The organism is Mesorhizobium sp. P2_F5 (genome assembly GCF_056403715.1).
The window spans coordinates 125,852-147,890 of sequence record NZ_JBFUEY010000004.1; the positions used below are offsets into that span (position 1 = coordinate 125,852).

At 63.2% G+C, this 22,039-nt stretch carries 19 protein-coding genes and 2 pseudogenes; 9 read left to right on the forward strand and 12 right to left on the reverse strand.

Features of this window, described 5'->3' with window-relative positions; translation table 11 throughout:
• Window positions 1–9 precede the first annotated feature (9 nt).
• The gene (locus AC1DYO_RS07205) at window positions 10–2,751 is read left to right on the forward strand and encodes an ATP-dependent helicase (protein WP_477261712.1); all 2,742 of its coding nucleotides are present in this window, start codon (window positions 10–12) and stop codon (window positions 2,749–2,751) included.
• A 286-nt stretch (window positions 2,752–3,037) separates the two neighbouring features.
• On the opposite strand, the gene AC1DYO_RS07210 is transcribed toward AC1DYO_RS07205, so the two are convergent.
• The 6 genes from AC1DYO_RS07210 to AC1DYO_RS07235 all read right to left on the reverse strand — a co-directional run bounded on the left by AC1DYO_RS07210 (window position 3,038) and on the right by AC1DYO_RS07235 (window position 9,087).
• The gene (locus tag AC1DYO_RS07210) at window positions 3,038–3,739 is read right to left on the reverse strand and encodes a hypothetical protein (protein ID WP_477261714.1); all 702 of its coding nucleotides are present in this window, start codon (window positions 3,737–3,739) and stop codon (window positions 3,038–3,040) included.
• 377 nt (window positions 3,740–4,116) lie between these two features.
• A complete protein-coding gene (locus tag AC1DYO_RS07215) occupies window positions 4,117–5,160 on the reverse strand; it encodes an ABC transporter permease (RefSeq protein ID WP_477261716.1) in 1,044 nt (347 codons plus the stop codon).
• The gene (locus AC1DYO_RS07220; RefSeq protein ID WP_477261718.1) at window positions 5,157–5,948 is read right to left on the reverse strand and encodes an ATP-binding cassette domain-containing protein; all 792 of its coding nucleotides are present in this window, start codon (window positions 5,946–5,948) and stop codon (window positions 5,157–5,159) included. The genes AC1DYO_RS07215 and AC1DYO_RS07220 overlap by 4 nt, the downstream gene beginning before the upstream one ends.
• An 85-nt stretch (window positions 5,949–6,033) precedes the next feature.
• Window positions 6,034–7,047, reverse strand: coding sequence for a substrate-binding domain-containing protein (locus AC1DYO_RS07225; protein ID WP_477261720.1), 1,014 nt, complete (start codon window positions 7,045–7,047; stop codon window positions 6,034–6,036).
• A gap of 103 nt (window positions 7,048–7,150) precedes the next feature.
• Window positions 7,151–8,059, reverse strand: coding sequence for a sugar phosphate isomerase/epimerase family protein (locus AC1DYO_RS07230; RefSeq protein ID WP_477261722.1), 909 nt, complete (start codon window positions 8,057–8,059; stop codon window positions 7,151–7,153).
• On the reverse strand, window positions 8,056–9,087 hold the full coding sequence (locus AC1DYO_RS07235; RefSeq protein ID WP_477261724.1) for a Gfo/Idh/MocA family protein: 1,032 nt from the start codon (window positions 9,085–9,087) through the stop codon (window positions 8,056–8,058). The genes AC1DYO_RS07230 and AC1DYO_RS07235 overlap by 4 nt, the downstream gene beginning before the upstream one ends.
• A gap of 295 nt (window positions 9,088–9,382) precedes the next feature.
• Here AC1DYO_RS07235 and AC1DYO_RS07240 point away from each other — a divergent pair, with 295 nt between their 5' ends.
• Together AC1DYO_RS07240 and AC1DYO_RS07245 are read left to right on the forward strand one after the other, a co-directional pair.
• Window positions 9,383–10,408, forward strand: coding sequence for a LacI family DNA-binding transcriptional regulator (locus AC1DYO_RS07240; protein ID WP_477261726.1), 1,026 nt, complete (start codon window positions 9,383–9,385; stop codon window positions 10,406–10,408).
• Between the two features lie 289 nt (window positions 10,409–10,697).
• A pseudogene (locus AC1DYO_RS07245) lies at window positions 10,698–12,178 on the forward strand (esterase-like activity of phytase family protein).
• A 79-nt stretch (window positions 12,179–12,257) separates the two neighbouring features.
• On the opposite strand, the gene AC1DYO_RS07250 reads toward AC1DYO_RS07245, so the two are convergent.
• A complete protein-coding gene (locus tag AC1DYO_RS07250) occupies window positions 12,258–13,052 on the reverse strand; it encodes a L,D-transpeptidase (RefSeq protein WP_477261728.1) in 795 nt (264 codons plus the stop codon).
• A 171-nt stretch (window positions 13,053–13,223) separates the two neighbouring features.
• On the opposite strand from AC1DYO_RS07250, the gene AC1DYO_RS07255 reads away from it, so the two are divergent.
• Window positions 13,224–14,696, forward strand: coding sequence for an MATE family efflux transporter (locus tag AC1DYO_RS07255; protein WP_477261730.1), 1,473 nt, complete (start codon window positions 13,224–13,226; stop codon window positions 14,694–14,696).
• Between the two features lie 5 nt (window positions 14,697–14,701).
• On the opposite strand, the gene AC1DYO_RS07260 is transcribed toward AC1DYO_RS07255, so the two are convergent.
• Entirely contained in the window at window positions 14,702–15,619 is a 918-nt protein-coding gene (locus tag AC1DYO_RS07260; protein WP_477261732.1) for an AraC family transcriptional regulator, read from the reverse strand.
• A gap of 136 nt (window positions 15,620–15,755) precedes the next feature.
• Between AC1DYO_RS07260 and AC1DYO_RS07265 the strand changes: the two genes are divergently transcribed.
• From AC1DYO_RS07265 to AC1DYO_RS07275, 3 genes are read left to right on the forward strand one after another with little or no spacing between them, the layout of a single operon-like run.
• The gene (locus tag AC1DYO_RS07265) at window positions 15,756–16,499 is read left to right on the forward strand and encodes an SDR family NAD(P)-dependent oxidoreductase (protein ID WP_477261734.1); all 744 of its coding nucleotides are present in this window, start codon (window positions 15,756–15,758) and stop codon (window positions 16,497–16,499) included.
• Window positions 16,500–16,515: 16 nt separating this feature from the next.
• Window positions 16,516–16,914: a VOC family protein gene (locus AC1DYO_RS07270; RefSeq protein ID WP_477261736.1), complete on the forward strand. Its 399-nt coding sequence runs from the start codon at window positions 16,516–16,518 to the stop codon at window positions 16,912–16,914.
• Between the two features lie 32 nt (window positions 16,915–16,946).
• Entirely contained in the window at window positions 16,947–17,273 is a 327-nt protein-coding gene (locus AC1DYO_RS07275) for a nuclear transport factor 2 family protein (protein WP_477261738.1), read from the forward strand.
• 3 nt (window positions 17,274–17,276) lie between these two features.
• On the opposite strand, the pseudogene AC1DYO_RS07280 reads toward AC1DYO_RS07275, so the two are convergent.
• A pseudogene (locus tag AC1DYO_RS07280) lies at window positions 17,277–18,477 on the reverse strand (MFS transporter).
• A gap of 154 nt (window positions 18,478–18,631) precedes the next feature.
• On the opposite strand from AC1DYO_RS07280, the gene AC1DYO_RS07285 reads away from it, so the two are divergent.
• Window positions 18,632–19,207, forward strand: a complete 576-nt coding sequence (locus AC1DYO_RS07285; protein WP_477261740.1) for a TMEM175 family protein — start codon at window positions 18,632–18,634, stop codon at window positions 19,205–19,207.
• Window positions 19,208–19,216: 9 nt separating this feature from the next.
• Here AC1DYO_RS07285 and AC1DYO_RS07290 read toward each other — a convergent pair whose 3' ends face one another.
• A complete protein-coding gene (locus AC1DYO_RS07290; RefSeq protein WP_095773965.1) occupies window positions 19,217–19,498 on the reverse strand; it encodes a hypothetical protein in 282 nt (93 codons plus the stop codon).
• Window positions 19,499–19,629: 131 nt separating this feature from the next.
• Here AC1DYO_RS07290 and AC1DYO_RS07295 point away from each other — a divergent pair, with 131 nt between their 5' ends.
• Window positions 19,630–20,496, forward strand: coding sequence for an SDR family NAD(P)-dependent oxidoreductase (locus tag AC1DYO_RS07295; protein WP_477261742.1), 867 nt, complete (start codon window positions 19,630–19,632; stop codon window positions 20,494–20,496).
• An 8-nt stretch (window positions 20,497–20,504) separates the two neighbouring features.
• Here the strand turns inward: AC1DYO_RS07295 and AC1DYO_RS07300 are convergent, their stop codons facing one another.
• A complete protein-coding gene (locus tag AC1DYO_RS07300) occupies window positions 20,505–20,930 on the reverse strand; it encodes a low affinity iron permease family protein (RefSeq protein WP_477262437.1) in 426 nt (141 codons plus the stop codon).
• A gap of 405 nt (window positions 20,931–21,335) precedes the next feature.
• Window positions 21,336–21,977 (reverse strand): DapH/DapD/GlmU-related protein, encoded by a 642-nt coding sequence (locus AC1DYO_RS07305; protein ID WP_477261744.1) that lies wholly within the window; start codon window positions 21,975–21,977, stop codon window positions 21,336–21,338.
• Window positions 21,978–22,039 lie beyond the last annotated feature (62 nt).

Here is a 22,039-nt window from a genome sequence, read left to right on the forward strand (position 1 = left end):
TCGGGGGCGATGTCCGGCTTTTCGGAAGACATGCCTTTTTTTGACGAACCCAATGCGCGGCCCGCGGCCCCGTCGGGCATAGCTGCGCGCGCCATGGCCGCCCGCAGCGGCCACAACAGCGCGCCCGATTATCTCAGCGGCCTCAACCCCGAGCAGCGGCTGGCGGTCGAAACCACCGAAGGTCCGGTCCTGGTGCTGGCCGGCGCCGGCACCGGCAAGACGCGCGTGCTGACCACCCGCATCGCTCACATCCTCGCCACCGGCAGGGCCTTCCCGTCGCAGATCCTGGCCGTGACCTTCACCAACAAGGCCGCGCGCGAGATGAAGCAGCGCATCGGCCATCTCGTCGGCGAGGCCGTCGAGGGCATGCCGTGGCTCGGCACCTTCCACTCGATCGGCGTAAAACTGTTGCGCCGCCATGCCGAGCTGGCCGGGCTGAAATCCGATTTCACCATCCTCGACACCGACGATGTCGTGCGGCTGATCAAGCAGCTGATCCAGGCCGAAGGCCTCGACGACAAGCGCTGGCCGGCCAAGCAATTTGCCCAGATGATCGACGGCTGGAAGAACAAGGGCCTCGGCCCTGCCGACATTCCCGAGGGTGACGCGCGCAGCTTCGCCAACGGCAAGGGCCGCGAGCTCTACAAGGCCTATCAGGAACGGCTGCAGACGCTGAACGCCTGCGACTTCGGCGATCTGCTCTGCCACCCGATCCGCATCTTCCGCGCCAACCCGGACGTGCTCAAGGAATACCACAAGCGCTTCAAATACATCCTCGTCGACGAATACCAGGACACCAACACCGCGCAATACATGTGGCTGCGCTTGCTGGCGCAACGGCCTGAAGGTGTGGGAAAAAGCGCGAACGCCGGCGGCAAGCCGATCTCCCCCCAAGTGGGGGAGATGTCCGGCAGGACAGAGGGGGGCGCGAAGGATCGCGGCGTCTCTGATAATCAAAATGCAAATGCCGGCGGGACAGCGCCCCCCTCTGTCGGCTCCGCCGACATCTCCCCCACAAGGGGGGAGATTGGGCGCTCTTCGGCCGAAACCCGCGCCCCCGTAAACATCTGCTGCGTCGGCGACGACGACCAATCGATCTATGGCTGGCGTGGCGCCGAGGTCGACAACATCCTGCGCTTCGACAAGGATTTCCCCGGCGCCACCATCATCCGGCTGGAGCGCAACTATCGCTCGACCGCGCACATCCTCGGCACCGCCTCGCACCTTATCGCCCACAATGAGGGCCGTTTCGGCAAGACGCTGTTCACCGAGAAGGTCGCCGAGGACGACGAGAAGGTGCATGTCCACGCCGCCTGGGATTCCGAGGAGGAGGCGCGCGCCGTCGGCGAAACCATCGAGACCTATCAGCGCGCCAAGCACAAGCTCAACGACATGGCCATTCTGGTCCGCGCGTCCTTCCAGATGCGCGAATTCGAAGACCGCTTCGTCACGCTTGGCCTCAACTACCGCGTCATCGGTGGCCCGCGCTTCTATGAGCGCATGGAAATTCGCGACGCGCTGGCCTTCTTCCGCGTCGTCGCGCAAGGTGCCGACGACCTCGCCTTCGAGCGCATCGTCAATGTGCCGAAGCGCGGCCTGGGCGAAGCCACCATCCGCCAGATCCACGACACGGCGCGAGCGCTGCGCATCCCGATGCTGGAAGCCGCCGCCAAGCTCGCCGAAAGCGACGAGCTGAAGCCGAAACCGCGCGCCGCCTTGCGCGAAGTCGCGGCCAATTTCGAGCGCTGGCAGAAGGCGCTGGAAACCACGCCGCACACCGAACTCGCCGAGACCATTCTGGAGGAGAGCGGCTACACCGACATGTGGAAGAACGACCGCTCGGTCGAAGCGCCGGGCCGGCTGGAGAACCTGAAAGAACTGATCCGCTCCATGGAGGAGTATGAATCGCTGCGCTCTTTCCTCGAACATGTCGCGCTGGTCATGGACGCCGAGCAGAACGCCGAGCTCGACGCCGTCAACATCATGACGCTGCATTCGGCCAAGGGCCTCGAATTCGAGACGGTTTTTCTGCCGGGCTGGGAGGAAGGCCTGTTCCCGCATCAGCGCGCGCTGGATGAAGGCGGCCGCTCCGGCCTGGAGGAGGAGCGGCGCCTCGCCTATGTCGGCCTGACCCGCGCCAAGAAGAACCTGCATTTGTGGTTCGTCTCCAACCGCCGCATCCATGGCCTGTGGCAGTCGACCATCCCGTCGCGGTTCCTCGAAGAGTTGCCGAACGCCCATGTCGAGATTGCCGAAAGCGGCAACTCCTACGGCGGCTACGGCAATTCCTATGGCGGCGGCTCGTTCGCCTCCGGCCGTGGCGGCCAGGGGGCAGGACGGCAGAACCCCTATGGCGCCTCTCGCTTCGACAATGTCGGCGCGGAAAAATCCGGCGCCTTCTCCAACACCTATGCCACGCCCGGCTGGCAGCGCGCCCAGGCCAATCGCACCGAGGCAACCGACCGCAACTGGGGTTCGCGCTCCGGCCACCAGGTCGAGCGCATTGGCTATGGCGAGACCGACTCCGGATACGGCGCCGGCCGCACCTCGGTCAAAGGCCGCACCATCGACGGCGAACTGGTCGCCAAATCCGTTGCCGACACACCGTCACCCTTCAGCGTCGGCGACCGCGTCTTCCACCAGAAATTCGGCAACGGCAACATTTCCAACATCGAAGGCAACAAGCTGACCATCGACTTCGATAAGGCCGGCCAGAAACGCGTGCTGGACGGGTTTGTCGCGGTGGTGTGAGAGCTTGACGCTACTCGATCTCGACATCGGTAATGCCGGTAACTCGTTTTCTTTGATTTTTGTCGGCACGATCACCGTCATCAACTTCTATCATATCGACTAGTGGCATCATTTCTCTGAACACGTAATGAAGCGTCCGACGGTCGATCCCCAATTCCTCTGTAAACCGTCCATCCATAACTTGAAGGGCATTCATAAAACGGCGTTTTGCTTTGTTGGCTTCACTATAACTGGCACGCCGTCAAGGTGTACGCGCTGACCGATGACGTACAGTCGCTGTGGTCGATCAGAACACAATATTGAGATTAGGGATGCTCTCGGCGGGTCCGTCAACGCCTTTGGTATCGACGCCAACATGCGAAGAGTATTTGCCACTCCGCGTCATTTCCGTCTTGATGCCATCGCCAGTCATGCCGCGCACAACCGTCGCCATATAATATCGAATGGTCTGGCATCTTGCGGTGTGTTCCTTGACACCGATACGAGACACGATTGTCTGAATGCGGCGACCAATTGACATGTCTTTTACTCTGAAATTGAAGGCATCACAGGCATCGAAAGCACCGATGGCATCTGCTGTTTCGGTGGCGGGCGTGAAATTGGCCTTGATCGCGTCGAAGTCTATATCTCGAATATCCATGTCGTCGTCTTCCTTGTGCTGTTTGGCCAGGACGAATTCGATCCGCACCTTGTTTGATGAAATGTTGATTTCGTTGGCCTCGATACGCCAGCCGTGAGGCACAGGCGTATCGTTGAGCGCGTCGGTGATCGTATCAAACCATCTTGTACGGCTGATCTTGTCGACAGGCTGAGCCGGTGCAAGCTTGGCCGCGATCTCCCGCGATTGCTTTGCAAATTGCGTGCTGAGAGTGCCGTGGTTGTAAGTTTCGCCGAGCTGTTCGATCAGCTGCGCTTTCGTTCCCGTAGGATTGGCCGTGATGAACCTGCGAACAGCTTCAATCGGGCCGATGTCTGCCCGTATTTCCATAATTCATTCCCTCATCTGCCGCCGCATCAGGTGCAGCAGGCGTGGTATGCACCATTATGGAATTGGGGTCAATTTTTTATGGCAGATTATGTATAATATTGTGTGGCCACTGATCAGGCGGGTTTCACACATCGTTGGCGACGTGCTGCCTCAACCGCTTCCAGATGTCTCCCTGATTTCAGACGGCTCCATACCGCTCCCGCGAAAACGTGGTGTGGTGTTCATCAAAAAGTGGTGCGCACGTCATAGGAGCCAAATCCATCCTAAGTGATCCTTCGACTGGGCAAAGAGCCTCAACCATCGTTTCCAGAATCTCTCGATCGCTAACCCCTTCGGTGAAGGTTTTGATCCTGCCTGCCGCACAGCCGAACAGTCCCTCACCGATACCTTGCCTGGTTCCACTTGTGCCCCAGCAGCGACAGGATGATGATCAGGCCGTTGAAGAACTGCACATAGAAGCCGCTCAAGCCCGCCGCCACAACGCCGGTCTGGATGAAGGACACGGTGACCGCGCCGATGGCGCCACCGGCCACGGTGCCGATGCCGCCCCAGGTCGGCGTGCCGCCGACGAACACCGAGGCCAGCACCGGCAAGAGATAGCCGTCGCCGGCCGTCGGCCACCAGGTGAAGTTGATCATCACCGAAAACGTGCCGGCGATCGCAGCACCAATGCCGACGAAGACGAACACTTTCACCCGCACGCGCTTGACGTCGATGCCCATCTGCTGGGCGCTGTCGGGATTGTCGCCGACCACCCTGACCTGCGCGCCGAAGCGGTGACGGTTGTAGAGCATTGCCGACAAAACGACGAAGGCGAGTGCCCAGAAGATCTGCACCGGGATGCCCCACACCTGGCTGGAGAAGATGGCATAGGCCCAGCTGTCGCTGAGACCGCTCAGCGCCGTCGACTTGCCTTCGTTGATGATCTGGATCAGGCCGCGCAGGAGGAAATTCATGCCGAGCGTGGCGATCAGCGACGACAGCCCGCCATAGACGACCAGCGACCCGACAAGGAAGCCGAGCAGCGTGCCGGTGACGATTGCCGCGGCAATGCCGAGGAACGGATCGTAGCCGGCCTGCACCACCAGCGCGAAGACCCAGGAGGCAAAGCCCATCGTTGCCGGAAACGACAGGTCGATCTCGCCACAGGTGACGACGAAGACCAGCGGCACCACCACGAACAGCGCAACGGGAAGCGTCGTCAGCACCGAACTGTAGAGATACCAGGTGGTGAACACCTTCGGGTTGGCAATCATGAACGCCGCCATCATGACGATGAACACGGCCAGCGTGCCGAGCGCGGCGCGGTTGTCGAGGACGAAGCCGCGCAGCCAGTGGTCGGACGGATGCTTCCACTCGGTGCGGGCTGCCTCGCCGCTGCTGAGAGGGGTCTGCAGATCGGGTTCCATGGTCTTGCTCATCGCGCTGCCCTCTCATCGGCCTCGTGCAGTCCGGGCAATCCGCCGGGATGCGCGACGTCTTCCATGAAGTTGATCAGCTCTTCGGCCGACTTGACCTGACTGCGGTCGGCGGTCAGCGCCACCTTGCCGCGGTCAATCACCACGAAGCGGTCGGCAATGTCGAAGACGTGGTGGATGTTGTGGCCGATGAACAGGATCGAGCGGCCGCTCGCCCGCACCTGGCGCACGAAATGAAACACCTTGGCGGTCTCGGTCAGCGACAGCGCCGTCGTCGGCTCGTCGAGGATAATCAGCTCGGCCTGCTTGTAGATGGCGCGCGCGATCGCCACGCCCTGGCGTTCACCGCCCGAGAGTTGGCCGACGATCGAATGCGGCGTGAACACTTTCGAGGTGAAGCCGATCTCGCGCATCAGCCGGCTCGCCTCCTCGATCTCCTTGTTGACCTTCAGAAAGCCCATGAAGCCGGTGAGTTCGCGGCCCATGAAGATGTTGCGCACGATGGTCTGCTGTACCGCCAGCGCCCGGTCCTGGAACACCGTCTCGATGCCGGCGTCGCGCGAGCGCGCTGCACTCCAGCCGGTCACCGGCTTGCCGCGCACCAGGATCTCGCCGCTGGTCGGCTTGACCACGCCGGACAGAATCTTGATCAGCGTCGACTTGCCGGCGCCATTGTCGCCAATCAGGCCGACCACCTCGCCGCGATCGACCGAGAGATTGACCCCGCCCAGCGCATAGACCTGGCCGTAGGATTTGCTGATGTCGCGCAGTTCGATGATGCGTTCGGCCATGCGATCCTCGCTTGATTGTCGCTTGCCGGCATTCTCGCCAGCGGTCCTGCCGGCCGGGCTTGAGCCCAGCCGACAGCTTGGGAGGTTAGCGCAGCGCCTGCTTGGCGAGCTCGGCGACGATCTCGTAATTCTGCGGCGTGACGAAGCCCGCGCCGGTGTCGACATTCATCGGCGCCAGGCCCAGCACCACCTGCTGGCAAAGGCTGAGGATCGGCAGATAGCCCTGCAGGAACGGCTGCTGGTCGGCCGTCAGCTGCACCCAGCCGCCCTTGAACGCCTCGACGATCTGCGGGCTGGTGTCGAAGCCGAAATTGAAGATGTCGCCGGGCTTCCTGCCCGCCGCCTGCATGTAGGTGGCGACATTGCCGAGCATCTGGCCGCCGGGATAGCCGACCGCCTTGACTTCAGGATTGTTGAGCAGTGCCGCGGTGATCACCGGGATCGCAAGATTGGGGTCGGACGCCCATTCGCCGCTCGGCGGTGACGACAGCTGGATCACCTCGACGCCGGCCTCCTTCAATGCTGCGACCGTGCCGCGCTCGCGCGCGCCGCGGGCCTCGTTCTCGAACGGTCCGATCATGATCGCCTTGTCGCCGGCCTTGAGCTTGCCGAGCTTGAACGCCTCGGCGCCGAGCGCACGGCCCTGCTGCTCCTGCTGGGCGCCGACATAGCCGCCGCCGAACGCTTCCACCACTTTCGGCACCGGCACGTTCTGGTACATCATCTTGATGCCGTCCTTATGCGCCTGTTCGGCCAGCGGCATGATCGCGGCGTCGCCGGGATGGCCCATCATGGCAATGCCATTGGGCTTCACGGCGACGGCTTCGCGCAATTGCTGCACCATCTTCTCGACGTCCCACTGGGAGAAGATGTAGTCGACCTTCGGCCCTAGATCGGCCGCGGCCTGCTTGGCGCCATTATAGACGATGGTGCCGAAAGCGTCGCCCTCGGCGCCACCGACGAAGAAGCGGATGTGGACATCCTTGCACCACTGGGCGTCGAGCGCGTGGGCCGGCAGAGTGGAGATGGCGGCGCAGAGCGCGGTGGCGGCGGCCACGACGGTCGAGCGCAGAAGTGTCGTTCTCATTGCGATGCTCATGCACGTTCCTCCCTTTTGTCCTCGGTGAGCCGAGGGGCTTCGTCATTCGCTTTCAGCAGTGCTTGGCAATCTGTTCAGGCCGGCTCCTCCCGCCGGCCGCTTCTCACGCCGGGTTCGGCAGGTAGGTCGCTCCTCCCCGGCATTGCTTGAGGTATTCCAGCCCGCGCACCTGACCTGTGATTTCGAGGTCGCCGCGATAGACCGGGTCGTGCCAGCCTTCGATGTCGATGGCGCCCTTGAAACCGGCCAGCCGCAATTCGCCGATCACCCGCGTCCAGTCGCTGTCGCCAAAGCCCGGCGTGCGCATCTGCACGAAGGGCAGCCGGCCGAAGACGCCATGCTCGCGGATCACGTCCCAGCGCACCGTCGCGTCCTTGCCATGCACGTGGAAGATGCGCGGCGCCCATTTGCGGATCTGCGGCAGCGGATCGATGAGATAGACCAGCTGATGGCAGGGCTCCCATTCCAGCCCGAGATTGTCGTCGGGCAATTCGTTGAACATCAGTTCCCAGGCATCGGGATTGTGGGCGATGTTCCAGTCGCCGGCGGCCCAGTTGCCGTCCATGGCGCAATTCTCGAAAGCGATGCGCACGCCCTTGTCGGCGGCGCGTTTGGCCAGCGGCCCCCACACCTCGCGGAAGCGCGGCAGGCTGTCGGTCAGCTTCTTGCCGCGTAGGCGGCCGGTGAAGCCGCTGACCATCGAGGCGCCGAACAAATGCGCGTTGTCGATCACTGTTTCCCAGGCCGCGAGCACGCCGCGATCGACCTCGCCATCCTCGAGCGGATTGCCGAACACGCCGATCGAGGACACGGCGACATCGGCATCGCCGATCGCCTCGCGAATCTCACCGGCCAGCCGCGGCAAATCCTTGCCGCCCAGCGTCTGCCAGAAGAAGGGCTGGATGCTCTCGAAGCCGAGCGGCAGGATCTGCTTGATGTAAGCCGCAGGGTCGTCGAGATTGGCCCGCACCATGGTGCCGATGCGGATGTCGAGAAGCGGGTTCGGCGTCATTGTGCATCCTCTGTGATGGCGACGCGCCGGCCGGTCTCGGCGCTTTCGATGGCACCGAAAACCATGGCCAGGCTTTTGATGTTGTCGGCGCCATGCGTCTCCGGCTCGCTGCCGGTCTCGATGGCGTGGATGAAATCCCTGATGATGCCGACATGGCCGCCGACGCGGTCAGCCGGATCGAGCGCCGGCACTTCGATCGCTTGCGTCTTGTCGAAAATCCCATCGCGGCCCGGCACTACGGCCTCCGCCTTCAACGCGTCACTGCCGTCCCAGGTCACGCTGCCGCGCTCGGCGACGATGCGCCAGCTGCCTTCCCAGCTGGTGCGGAAGCCGTCGGCACACCAGGAACCGGCATAGGTGAAGACCTTGCCGCCGCCGAGATCGAAGACGGCGCTGGCCGATGAGCCCTGCCTGTACCAGGAATTGGCCGGCTCCCATTCCTGGCAAAAGACCCCGGCGGGCTCCCCGCCGACCATGTAGCGGGCGGCGTCGAATGTGTGGATCGCCATGTCGAGCAACAGCACATGCGCCATCTCTTCGCGAAAGCCGCCGAAATGCGGCGCGACGAAGAAATCCGCGTGAATGCTGGTCGGTTTGCCGATAGCGCCGGAGTCGAGAAACCGCCTGATGCGCCGGACATTGGCGACATAGCGGCGGTTCTGGACCACGGCATGAACGCGCCCTGCCCGGCGGGCCGCTTCAACAATGGCGCGCGCATTTTCAGGGGTGTCGGCCAGCGGCTTTTCGGTGAGCAGATGGCAATTGTGGGCAAAGGCGGCAAAGGCGACATCGCGCCGGGCGGCGGGAACCACGACATCAAACACTGTTTGCGGTTTGGTCTGGTCGAGGACAGCGTCAAGATTAGTTCCGATGACGGCGCCGTCGAGCCCGTATTCGCGCGCCCTCGCCTTCGCCCGCTCGGCGTCGAGATCGACAAGGCCGACAATGGCGAGCCCGTCGATCTGCCTCGCGGCTTCGAGCCAGGCCTTGCTCATCGCTCCACAGCCGACGAGGACGGCATTCATCATCCGGCATTCCTCCCGTCCGGTCCCTCCAGACCGAATGTCACGGCATCCACGGCGTCACCGTAAACGTTTTCCCGTAAACGTTTACGAGAACACACCCGATGGCGTAGAATGTCAATCGGCTGCCAGCAAAAATCATCCCGAAGCCTTGGCCTGAGCGGCAGCCGGTGCTAGAGCAGTTCGCCGTTTCGAAAACGGCGAGCCGCTCTAACTCTTTGTTTTTGACGCAATTCCGGGCGGAAAACCGCTTCGCACTTTTCCTGGAATTGCTCCGGCCAAGGCAGGGGGAGACTATCCTTTGGCGTCCAGCATCCACGACCTTGCGCGTCACCTGAACATTTCGATCGGCACCGTGTCGCGGGCGCTGAACGGCCGCGCCGACGTCAATGCCGACACCCGCCAGCGCGTGCTGGCCGCAGCCAAGCAGCTGAACTACTCGCCCAACCAGTCCGGCCGCAGTCTGCGGCAAGGCGCCACCCATTCGATCGCCTTCATGCTGCAGCCGCATCCGGGCGACCAGCAATATGGCGAACCGTTCTTCATCCCGTTCCTTATCGGCCTGCAGGGCCGGCTTGCCGAAAGCGGGCTTGACCTCACCGTGGTGATGGGCGCGCCCGGCGACTATCAGCAGGAGCGCCTGCGCCGCGTCGTCGAGACCCGCCGCGCCGATGCCGTGGTGCTGGCTTGGACGCGGCGCGAGGACGAGCGCATCGACTATCTGCTCGAGGCCGGCTTCCCCTTCGCCACGCTCGGACGCAGCCGCAGCGGCGGCAAGGCCTATCCCTCGCTCGACCTCGATTTCGAAAAGGCCGGCAGCGATGCCGTCGACAGGCTGGTGGCGCGCGGCCATCGCCGCATCGCCGCTATCCGCCCGTCGCTCAATCTGAATTTTGGCTATCTGTTCCTCGATGGCTACCGCAAGGCGCTCAAACGGCACGGCATCGAGGTCGATCCGGCGCTGATCGCCGACGGCTTCATCAACGAGGCCGGTGGCTACCAGGTGACGCCGCGCGTGATGCTGGCAAAGGATAGGCCGACGGCCATCATCTTCAACAATGACGCCATGGCGCTCGGCGGTTGCAAGGCGCTGGTTGAGATGGGCATCCGGCCGGGCCACGACATCGCCGTGACCGTCATCGTCGACACCCCGCTCTGCCGCTATTTCTCGCCGGCGCTGACTGCCTTCCGCCCGGCGCTGGAACCGATGGGAAGGCGGCTGGCCGAAATGCTGCTGGCGACGATCCCGGCCTTTGCCGGTCCGGACGGTCCGCGCATCATCCGCGAAGTCTGGCCGCTGGAGCTGATCGCCCGCGACAGCGATTGATGTGCGCCCTTCCCTTCTCCCCCCTGTGGGAGAAGGTGGCCTCGCGAAGCGAGGTCGGATGAGGGGTGCTCCAGCTTGGCAACGGCGGCACTCCGTCCAACACCCTCATCCGTCTCGGCGCTACGCGCCGATCCACCTTCTCCCACAAGGGGAGAAGGAAGAGGCCCCGCCTGTCACGCAAGTATCATGTTGGAGTCCTAGACCGCTTTGCGGGAGGGCGCTTGCGACATCGTCGATGCGATGCGGGGCCCTTTGCGCCGCTCAAGGCTTTGTCACAAAGAGGATCTCCATGAAAATCTCGCACCGAACCGTGTCGCTCGGCACCGCATTGGCGCTGTTTACCGCTTTGACCCCTGCCCTTGCCGACAGCACCGCCACCGTTGGCGGTGTCAGCTTTGTCAACAGGGCCTTGTCGGCGTCGGCCGCATCCCGGCCGACCTGAAGGACAAGTTTGGCGAGACCTTCGGCTCCGGCTCCGGCATGTCGATCGACACCGCCGGCTGGACGCGTGGCGCCGACGGCTACAAGGGTTCGCTCTGGCTGCTGCCGGATCGCGGCTACAATGTCGTCGGCACCACCGACTATCGGCCGCGCATCAACACCATCGGCATCGAGTTCACGCCGACAGCATTGGGCGCTGCTCCCGCCGCCGGCCAGGAACAGACCGGCGTCAAGGCAACGCTTGCCGATTCCCTGCTGCTCACCGACGACAAGGGCGCTGACGCCACCGGCCTCGACCCGCTCAACGGCGTGCGCGCGGCAAGCGGCGACATGCCGATCCTGCCCGAGGCCAACGGCAAGCTGGCGCTCGACAATGAGGCGATCGCGCGGTTGCCCGACGGCACCATGTTCATCTCCGACGAATACGGCCCCAACATCTATCGCTTCTCGGCCGACGGCCATCTGATGTCGGCGACGCAGCCGCCGGCCGCTTTGGTGCCGATGCGCAAGGGCACGCCGAACTTCGCCTCCGACAATCCAGGCCCCGGTGCCGCCGAACCCGATCCGAAGGATCCCGAGACCGGCCGCCAGAACAATCAGGGCCTCGAAGGCATGGCGCTGACGCCAGACGGCAAGTCGCTGATCGCGGTGCTGCAGTCCGCCCCCCGCCAGGATGGTGGCGATTCTGGCGCCACGCGCCAGAACACCCGCGCGCTGGTCTATGACGCCTCCGACCCGGCGCACCTCAAGCTGGCGCACGAATATGTCGTGCCGCTGCCGGTGTTCAAGGACGACAAGGGCAAGACCAAGATCGCGGCACAGAGCGAGATCGTGGCACTGTCCGACAAGACCTTCCTGATGCTGGCGCGCGACAGCGGCAACGGCCAGGGCGTGAAGGGCGACACCTCGCTGGTGCGCCAGATCTTCGTCGTCGATGTCTCGGCCGCGACCGACATCGCCGGCGGCGCCTTCGATGCCGCCGACAAGCCGCTGGCGCCCAAGGGCGTCCTCGACCCCTCGGTGGCCCCGGCCAAGCTGACGCCGTTCATCGACATCAACGACAACAAGGAACTCGGCCGCTTCGGCCTGCATGACGGCAAGCCGAACGACAAGAACAACCTGTCGGAGAAGTGGGAGGCGATGTCGGTGGTCAGCGTGCTCGATCCGGCGCTGCCCGATGACTATTTCCTGTTCGTCGGCAACGACAACGACTTCCTCGCCCAGGACGGTTTTCAGGTCGGCGCGCCCTACAAGGCCGAGGACGGCGCCGATGTCGACACCATGTTCCTGGTCTATCAGGTCACGCTGCCGGGCCTCGCCAAGAAGTAATCGAAGACAACAGACAGAAAAAAGCGGACGCGCTGGCGCGTCCGCCTTTTTTGTCGGCGCTCAGCGCATCGCTGACGCCTTACTTCAAGATCTCGGCGTCCTTCGGCACGCCGGCATCGATCGGCTCGGCGGTCCTGTTCGACACCGCGGTGATCTTGCCGGCCGCCGACAGGTTCGGCCGCACATAGACCTGGGCGACGCCGTTGACCCGGCTGTAGAGGTCGATGATGTCCTGGTTCATGAAGCGCACGCAGCCCGACGATGCGTTCTTGCCGATGGAATCCCATTCCGGCGTACCGTGCAGCCGGTACATTGTGTCCTTGCCGTCGCGGAACAGATAGAGCGCGCGAGCGCCGAGCGGGCTCTGCGGTCCCGGCGGCATGCCATCCTTGTATTTCGCCAGTTCCGGCCGGCGCTGGATCATTTCCGGCGGCGGCGTCCACACCGGCCACTTCTTGCGCGCCTGGACCACGGCGCTGCCGGTCCAGCCAAAACCTGCCTTGCCAAGGCTGACGCCGTAACGGATCGCCTTGCCGCCATCGCGCACCAGATAGAGGAAGTGCTCCGACGTATCGACGACGATGGTGCCGGGCTTTTCTCCGGTCGGATCGTCCACGATCTGGCGCACGAACTTCGGATCGAGCTTGGATATCGGGATTGCCGGCAATGAAAACCCCTTGTCGACGCGCGCCGAATACATGGTTTCGGCATCGCCGACAGCCGGCTCGGATGGGGGCGCCGGCGCCGGTGTTGGCGGGACCACCACATCAGTGGTCGTGCATGCCGAAAGCGCCATGGATGCCGCGCCCAAAGCGGATGCACCCAGAAACGCGCGTCTGTTCAGGCGCTCAGAGAAAAGCGGATTGTCGGACATGATCCCCCCGGTTCGCGGCCCCACGCGGCGACGATCCATATCCCATTCCGGATGCTTTGAGAACCTGATTGGCGCGAGGCACGCAAAGCGGAATGTTCCGATGCCGCATCGACCTTGTCGGTCAGATCGGCGATCATTGCGACCGGACTGAGACAGCGCCGGGTGCCCGCCATGGACGAAAAAATGCCACCGCGCCGGCGCACCGGCGACCTCACCAGCGGCCCGATCCCGCGCACGCTGCTGTTGTTCGCGCTGCCGGTGCTCGGCTCCAACGTGCTACAGTCGCTCAACGGGTCGATCAATGCCGTCTGGGTCGGCCGCTTCCTCGGCGAATCGGCGCTGACCGCGACGTCCAACGCCAATCTGGTGCTGTTCCTCATCCTCGGCACGGTGTTCGGCATCGGCATGGCGGCGACTATCCTGGTGGCGCAATCGGTCGGCGCCCGCGACCTGCCCGAGGCGCGGCGCATTGTCGGCACCAGCGCCACCTTCTTCTTCCTCGTCTCGGTCGTCTTTGCGGTCTGCGGCTGGATCTGGGTCGACGCCATCCTCAGCACGCTCGGCACGCCGGCCGACGCGCTGCCGCTGGCGCGCTCCTATCTGCGCATCATCTTCGTCGCCGTGCCGATGATGAACCTCCTGTCCTTCGTCATGACGGTGCTGCGCGGCGCCGGCGATTCGCGCACGCCGTTCTTCTTCATGGCGCTCGCCGTCGTGCTCGACATCGTGCTCAACCCGCTGCTCATTCGCGGCATCGGCCCCTTCCCCGAGCTCGGCATTGCCGGCTCCGCCGCCTCGACGCTGATCGGCCAGACGATCAGCGTGATCGCCATCCTCATCGTGCTGTACGCACGCAAGCATCCGCTGCGGATCGCCGGCGCCGACCTCGCTTTGCTGCGGCCGGACCCGGCGCTGCTCAGGATCGTCGTCTTCAAGGGCGTGCCGATGGGCCTGCAGATGATCGTGATTTCGGCGGCCGCTCTCACGGTGATGGGCATCGTCAATTCCTACGGCTCGCAAGTCGCCGCCGCCTACGGCATCGCCGCGCAGCTGTGGACCTATATCCAGATGCCGGCGCTCGCCATCGGCGCCGCGGTCTCTTCCATGGCGGCGCAGAATGTCGGCGCCGGGCGCTGGGATCGCATCGACCGCATCGCCGCCTCCGGCGTCGGCTTCAACCTTGTGCTCACCGGCGCTTTGGTGGTGCTGCTGTGGTTCTTCGATCGCTCGATACTCAGCCTGTTCCTCAGCAGCGACAGCACCGCGATCGATATCGCCGCCCACATCAACAAGATCGCCTCCTGGTCGTTCATCCTGTTCGGCGTCACCATCGTGCTGTTCGCCACCGTGCGCTCCACCGGCGCGGTCATGCCGCCGCTGATCATCCTGGTGATCTCGGTGCTCGTGGTACGCACCGGCTTTGCCTATTTCTTCAGGAGCTACATCGGCCAGGAAGCGCTGTGGTGGAGCTTTCCGGCCGGCACGATCACCTCGCTGCTGCTGGCCGCCGCCTACTATCGTTTCGGCCACTGGCGCACCATGCACATGATGGAGGACCGGCCGGCAGCCGGCGAGCCGCCCGACACCGGCCTCGGCATCCCGCGCCAGCGCGCCAACATGGCTCCCGAGACGCCGAACGGGTGAAGCTGCTACAGCGCGCCGGCGTGATTTGACTGACTTCCAGGCCGCCGCAAGCTCTGAGTCACCTTCACCAGGTCTCGGGAAGGCGGCAGCCCGAACAGCCGGGCATACTCACGGCTGAACTGGTTTGGGCTTTCATAACCGACACTGAAAGCGATTGATGTCGCACTTCCCTGCCCTGCGATCAGCTGGGACCGGGCGTAGAGAAGACGAATGCGCTTCTGATACTGGAGCGGGCTGAGCGCCGTCACCGCCTTGAAGTGACGATGAAACGCCGAAACACTGAGCGCCGCCATCTCCGCCAGCGCCTCCACCCGGATCTCCTGCGCAAAATTCCGTCTGATCCAGTCGATCGCAACGCTGATCCGCGACAGCGCCGTGTCCGGGGTCGCGATGTCCCTCAGCATCCAGCCATGTGGTCCCCGAAGGACACGAAACAGGATTTCCCGCTCATAGGCGGGAGCCAGCGCAGCGATCTCGTCCGCGTGATCGAGCAGACGCATCATCCGCAGCCAGGCATCGAGTAGCTCTGGCGTCACCGGAGCGACCGAGAAACCGTGGGCATAAAGCCCCCCACCGGACGGCTTCGAGATATCGGCCAGGAGGCTGGCGACGATTGTGGGATCGAGCGTCAGGCTGATGGCCAGATACGGCTCTCCTTTGGCCGAGGGGTGTACGGAACCGACCGCGGGAAGGTCGACCGACATGACGAAATAGGTCGCCGGGTCGTAGTGGAACGTCCGGTCTCCGACGGTCATGGTTTTGCTACCCGTCAGGATCAGGTTGACCATCGGATCGTAGACAGCGGCAAGCCGGTGTTCGGGAATCTCGCCCTGAACCATGGCGACACGCGGAATACCGGTTTCCGTGCGCCTGTTTTCCGCCCTGGAGGCCCGAGCCCGTAATTCCCGCAATTGCTGTTCCATGGTCCGACTCTGACGGATGCCCGGCTTCAGCACAAGCTAAAAGCAGAAATAGGCAATCTTTGAAGAGGATCGGGTGAGTGCGCGACCCACGATCGACCTAGTTTCAGGTCACACCGAACACATGAGGAAAAACAATATGAAGATCGTCATCGTCACCGGCGGCAGCCGTGGCCTCGGAGCCAGCACCGCACTCAAATGCGCGGAGCGCGGCATGGGCGTCATCGTCACCTACAACAACAATCGGGCAAAGGCCGATGAGGTCGTGGCGGCGATCGCGTCACGTGGCGGGAAGGCCATGGCGCTGAAGCTCGATGTCGGTGATATCAGCTCGTTTCCCAAATTCAGGGACGCAGTCACCGCACTGCTCCAGGCAGTCTGGGGCCGCCAGACCTTCGACTACCTCGTCAACAATGCGGGATACGGTCTTTACAATCCGATTTCGACGGTCACGGAAGCGCAGTTCGACGGCCTGTTCAATGTTCACCTCAAGGGGCCGTTCTTCCTCACCCAGATCTTGCTTCCCCTGATGGAAGATGGCGGCCATATCATCAACATGACGAGCGCCACGAGCCGCGTCGCAACGGCCGGTGTCGCCCCCTACGCCGCGTTCAAGGGCGGCCTGGAAGTTCTGACGCGCTACATGGCCAAGAAATTTGGCGAGCGTGGTATCAGGGCGAATTCCATCGCGCCCGGTGCAATCAGGACCGAGCTCGGCGGTGGGCTGAACGACGAATTTGAGGCCCTGCTCGCCGGGCAGACCGCGCTTGGCCGCGTCGGCGAACCCGAAGAGATCGGCGGCGTCATTGCCGGCTTGCTTTCCGAGGACAGCCGCTGGATCAACGCACAGAACATCGAAGTCGCCGGCGGCTACATCATCTGAACTGGAGGACTGCGCAATGCTGGACCACATCTTCATCACAGTCAGCGACATCGACCGCTCGATAGCGTTCTACGAGGCAGCGCTCGCACCGCTCGGCATCGCTCATGTGCACAACTATGACGGCAAGGACGGGCCTGAAGGCCATCCCGACCTCAAGGGGTTCGGGGCGAACGGCCGGATCTTTTTCTGGCTTCGGCAAGGGGCTGCCGATCCACGATCGGCGCACATCGGCTTTGTCGCCAAAAGCGAGGCGGAGGTGAATGAATTCTACGTCGCCGCCATGAAGGCGGGAGCCAGCGACAACGGCAAGCCGGCCGCGCGCCTCTACTACGACCCCCGCTACTACGCCGCCAACGTCTTCGACCCGGACGGCTACAGCCTCGAGGGCGTCTACAAGAGCTGGCAGCATCCGTAACCCTAAGGTCAGGCAATTTGCGAGGCAGTCCCATGCAGCAACTGATCGAAACTTTCATCGAGACAACCAACGCCGGCAATATCGACGGTGCGCTCACCCTGTTTGCACCCGACGCCATTATCGACGACGTCTCGGTTGGAGACGCGTTCGTCGGCACGGACGGCGTACGCCTTTACCTCGAGCGGTTTTTCGTTGGCTACCATACGGTGAGTAAACTTCTGTCCATCGAAACGACAGATAAGGTCCATGCGGATGTCCGTCTCGATTTCACCGGAGATTTCGGTCACGAGACCGGTATTCTGAAGATCGTCCTCAATGCCGATGGCCTGATTGAGCGAGCCGATGCGGACCTCGACTGAAGCTCAGCGCGCATATTTGGCGCCAAATCCCAGTGCTATTACCGAAAAGACCGTGATCATGCCGGCAAAGGCCAGGCTTGCGGTGGCGGCGCTGGTCCAACTCGACAGCAGGCCGATGCCGATCACCGGCAGCGCATTGCCGCAGAAGCAGCAGATGAAGAACGCCGACACCACTTCGGCGCGGCGGTCGGCGGGCGCGATCTGGCTCACCACTTGCAGGCCGCCGCGATAGCCGAGCGCCGCCGCCACGCCGCACAGGGTGGTGGCGGCAATCATCAGCGACATCGAGGCAAAGATCTGCGCCGCAACCACCAGCACTACCGCCGGGATCATCAGCGCCAGCGCCGCCAGCATGCCGGCGCGGCTGGACAGTCTGGTCGTGCCTAGGATGGTCACGGCCGCAACGATCGACAGTTCGAAGAACAGCCCGCCGGCCTCGGCATGGTTGGCCACATGCAGCTGCTGCGCCAGGATGCTCGGCGCCAGTGCCGCATAAAAGCCGACCAGCGCCATGGCGCCGAAACCGGTGACGGCCGGCGCTACGAAAGCGGCGCGGATGTCAGCCGGAACCGACAGCCGCGGCTGCAGCGAAACATCGGCCAACCTCCCCGGCCGCGAGACCGCTTCGCGGGTGCGCCAGATCAGCAGCGTGACCACGACAAGCATCGCCAGATAGACGGCGAATGTCAGCCTGAGCGGCCAAGGCGCGTATTCGGCAAGAAGCCCGGACACCAGCGCGCCCGACGAAATTGGTGCTGGTGGCGATGACGGCCGCGCGCGACTTGTCTTCGCCCTCGATCAACTCCGCAAGCCAGGCAGTTCCGGTTCCCGCACCGACGCCAATGCCAAGTCCGCTCAGAATGCGGGCGACATCGAGCCAGGCGACATTCTCGGCCAGCAGGAACACCAGCGCGCTGGCCACCGCCACCGCCATCGCTGCCAGTGCTGCCGGCCGGCGGCCAACGCCGTCGGACAAGCGTCCGAACATCAGCAGCGCGCCGAGGTTGCCGACGACATAGACGGCGTAGACCAGTGTCAGTGTGATCTGCGAGAAGCCGAACGCCTGCTTGTAGATGATATAGAGCGGCGTCAGCGCCGTGCTGCCGGCGAACAGAGCTGCGATCATGGCGGCAACGGCGGCCATCCCTGCACGGCCGCCGAGCACATTGTCGCGCGTCGTCATGGTCTCGGCATAGCTGGTCATGGCAACCTCCGGCCAGTTGCCCAACGCCCCAATCGAAACCCAACGTCCATGTAAGGACGGCCGTTCCACTTGCCCAACCCGCTCCTGACAATCTTGTCAGGATGGCCTTGCCCGAAATCCTCCCTTAACGTCTGTCCATCGAGAGGGAGGAATCATGGGCAAAGGCAGGGTTGAGGCATTCACCGATGGCGTCGTCGCCATCATCATCACCATCATGGTGCTGGAGCTGAAAGTGCCGCATGGCGAGGATCTTTCCGCGCTGGCGCCGCTGTGGCCGATCTTCTTCAGCTATGTCTTGTCCTTCATCAATGTCGGCATCTACTGGAACAATCTGCACAACATGTTCCACACCGTGCAGCGCGTCGACGGCCGCGTGCTATGGGCCAACCTCAACCTTCTATTCTGGCTGTCGCTGATCCCGGCAACGACAGCCTTCATGGGCGAGAATCATTTCGCGCCGATCCCTGTCGCCGTCTATGGTGTCGACCTGGCGCTGTGTGGAGTCGCCTACAGGTTTCTTGTGACCAAGCTGCACCATCTGCATGGCAACGAGACCGCCTTCGCCAAGGCGTTGGGCAGTGACCGAAAGGGCAAGATTTCGGTCGCGCTTTACACAACGGCGGTGCTGCTGACTTTCGTCAACCAGTGGATCGGCGTCGCGATCTACGTGTTGGTGGCCGCGATCTGGTTCGTGCCGGATACGCGTTTTTCGCGGGTGATCGAAAAGTAGCGGCCGGCGCTACTTGCGCATCGCCTTCAGCTTTTCGGCGACCGACGCGGCGAGATCGGCATAGCGCTCTTCCAGCCTTTCGGCCGCCTTGATGATCGAAAAATCATGACCGAATTTTTCCAGCGCCATGCGCAATTTCTCTACGAACTCGGCCTGTTTTTCCAGCGCCGAAAACAGCGTCTTCACCTGTGCTTCGCTGATGTCGGGATTGGCGAGCATCTGCGGCACCTCACGGCCCATCTGGTCGCCGGTAGCGGTCTGTTCCTTGAGGATTGCGATCCAGTCGGTCAATCGGCAGTCTCCCTTTTCGGCCGCAACATGCGCAGCCGCCGCCGATGCGGTCAACCCGAACACGCTGGACGGCCTTGCACGAAGCGCTTGCCGCGCTAAGTTCGGCGCGACCCGAACCCAAGGAAAAGATCATGACCTCCGACGCCGAAATCCAGTCCGCTTTGCCCGCCCTCAGCCCAGGCAATGTCGCCGTCATCACCGGCGGCGCCAGCGGCATCGGCCTTGCCGCGGCCAAAAGGCTGGCGGCGATGGGCATGAAGATTGTGCTGGCCGATATAGGCGGCGCGCGCCTCGATGCGGCCCGCCAAGTGGTCGCCGCGATCGCCGGCGAGGATGCCGTTCTCGCCGTCGCCACCGACGTCTCGAAAGCTGACGAGCTCGTCCGGCTGGCGGAAAAAACGCACAGTGCCTTCGGCGCCGTCTCGCTGCTGATGAACAATGCCGGCGTCGGCAACAATCCGGGAAAACCGTGGGAAAACGGCGACGCCTGGAAGCGGCTGATCGACATCAATTTCTGGGGTGTCGTGCATGGCGTCGAGGCCTTTGCGCCGGCCATGCTGGCATCGGGAAAGCCTGGCCTGATCATCAACACAGGTTCCAAGCAAGGCATCACCACGCCGCCCGGCAATCTGGCCTACAACGTTTCCAAATCGGCACTAAAGACCTTCACCGAAGGCCTTGCGCACGCGCTGCGCAACGAGCCGGGCGCAAAKGTCGCTGCGCATCTTCTCATTCCCGGCTTCACCTTCACCGGCATCACCGAGGGCGCGACCGAAAAACCGGCCGCCGCCTGGACCGGCGAGCAGGTGATCGACTTCATGCTGGCTTCGCTCATCAGCAGCGATTTCTACATCCTGTGTCCCGACAATGAGGTGAAGCGTCCGACGGATGAAAAGCGAATGGCCTGGGCGATCGGCGACATCATCGAGAACCGCCCTGCCCTCTCGCGCTGGCACCCCGATCACAAGGACGCCTTCGCCGCCTTCATGGAGCGCTGACAGCGAACTCAGGCCGCGCGCTTTTTCGAGGTGCGCTTCTGCGTCACCGCCTTCTTGGCGGCCAGCTCGGCGATTTCGCGATCATGCCGTTTTGCCGCGCGCTCGCATTTGTCCCGGATTTCCTCAACCTCGGATTCCGTCAGGTGCTCGATGCCGATGAAATGGTTGTGGCCCTTGCCGACCCGGATCAGTTCGTCGAGCTTGGCCTGGACCGCGGCGCCATCGCGATTCTGCGTGTTCTGGATCAGGAACACCATCAGGAAGGTGATGATCGTCGTTCCGGTGTTGATGACCAGCTGCCACGTGTCGGAAAAGCCGAAGAATGGCCCGCTGACTGCCCAGACGATCACGATCGCGCAGCAGCCAATAAAGGTCAGCGGCAGGCCGGCCAGATGAGCAACTGTGTTGGCGATCCTGGTAAACAGCTTTTCCAATTCAAATCCCTCAATGTCCCAAAGCGCGGTGAGCCGGACGGCGCCGCGTTCGTAGCTCAGCAAGAAACAATCGGCAGCCGCTTCGGGTTCCCTGTCCGCCTCACAATCGCTGATGCAATTGACCACACGCCAAAGGCGCAGCGCCGGGAAAAGCCGCCTTATGGGTTTGTTGCCATAGTCCCTGTGCAGGCCAGAAAGCCTGCTCCTTCCGCTTCACGGCGGTTTATCTCCAAAGCCCCTTCCGCTGCGCCACCCCCGCATAGCGGAAGGGGTTACCGGAGACCGGCGGAAGCTCTCCCCGACACGCGCGCCTTCAAAATTTCGGTGCGAGGATTTCGACCAGCCAGTCGATGAAGACGCGCACGCGCGGCGAGAGCTGGCGGCATGCTAATCTGACCGCTGCGCTCAGGAACGCTCTTGTTCCCAGCGATCGAGAAAAGCCTCGATCGGCAAGGCCTGCATGTCGGGAACGGCTTTCGCCAGCTTCTCCGGCGACCAGTCCCACCAGGCGAGCCTTTCGATCCGGGCTGCGATCTCGGCGGGAAAACGCCGGCGCAATGGCTTCGCCGGCACGCCGGTGACAATCGTGTAGGCCGGCACATCCTTCGTCACCACCGCATTGGCGCCGACAATGGCGCCATTGCCGATGCTGATGCCGGGCATGATGACAGCGCCATGGCCGATCCAGACATCGTGTCCGATATTGACAGCCTTGGCCTGCCGCCGCTCGCGGAACGCCGCATCGACGCCCAGCCAGCGGAAATACTCGTTCGGCCGGTAGCTGAGCTTGTGCTGGGTGATCCGCTCGATCGGATGCTCCAGCGCATTGATGCGGCTGTTGGCGGCGATCGAGCAGAATTTTCCGATCGTCGTGTAGATCGCCTCGGCATGGCGCTCGAAATAGGAGAAATCGCCGACATTGACCTCGCGCAGCACCACCCGCTCGCCGATCGAGGCATAGCGGCCAAGCTTGCACGCCTTCAGCTCCGCGGTCGGGTGGATACGCGGCTCAGGGTCTTTGAGGACAAGGTTCTCGGTACGGTCCATATGGCGGCTTTACCTCCGAGCGATCGGCCCCGCAAGCGGGGTCGATCGTCGGTCAACTCCTG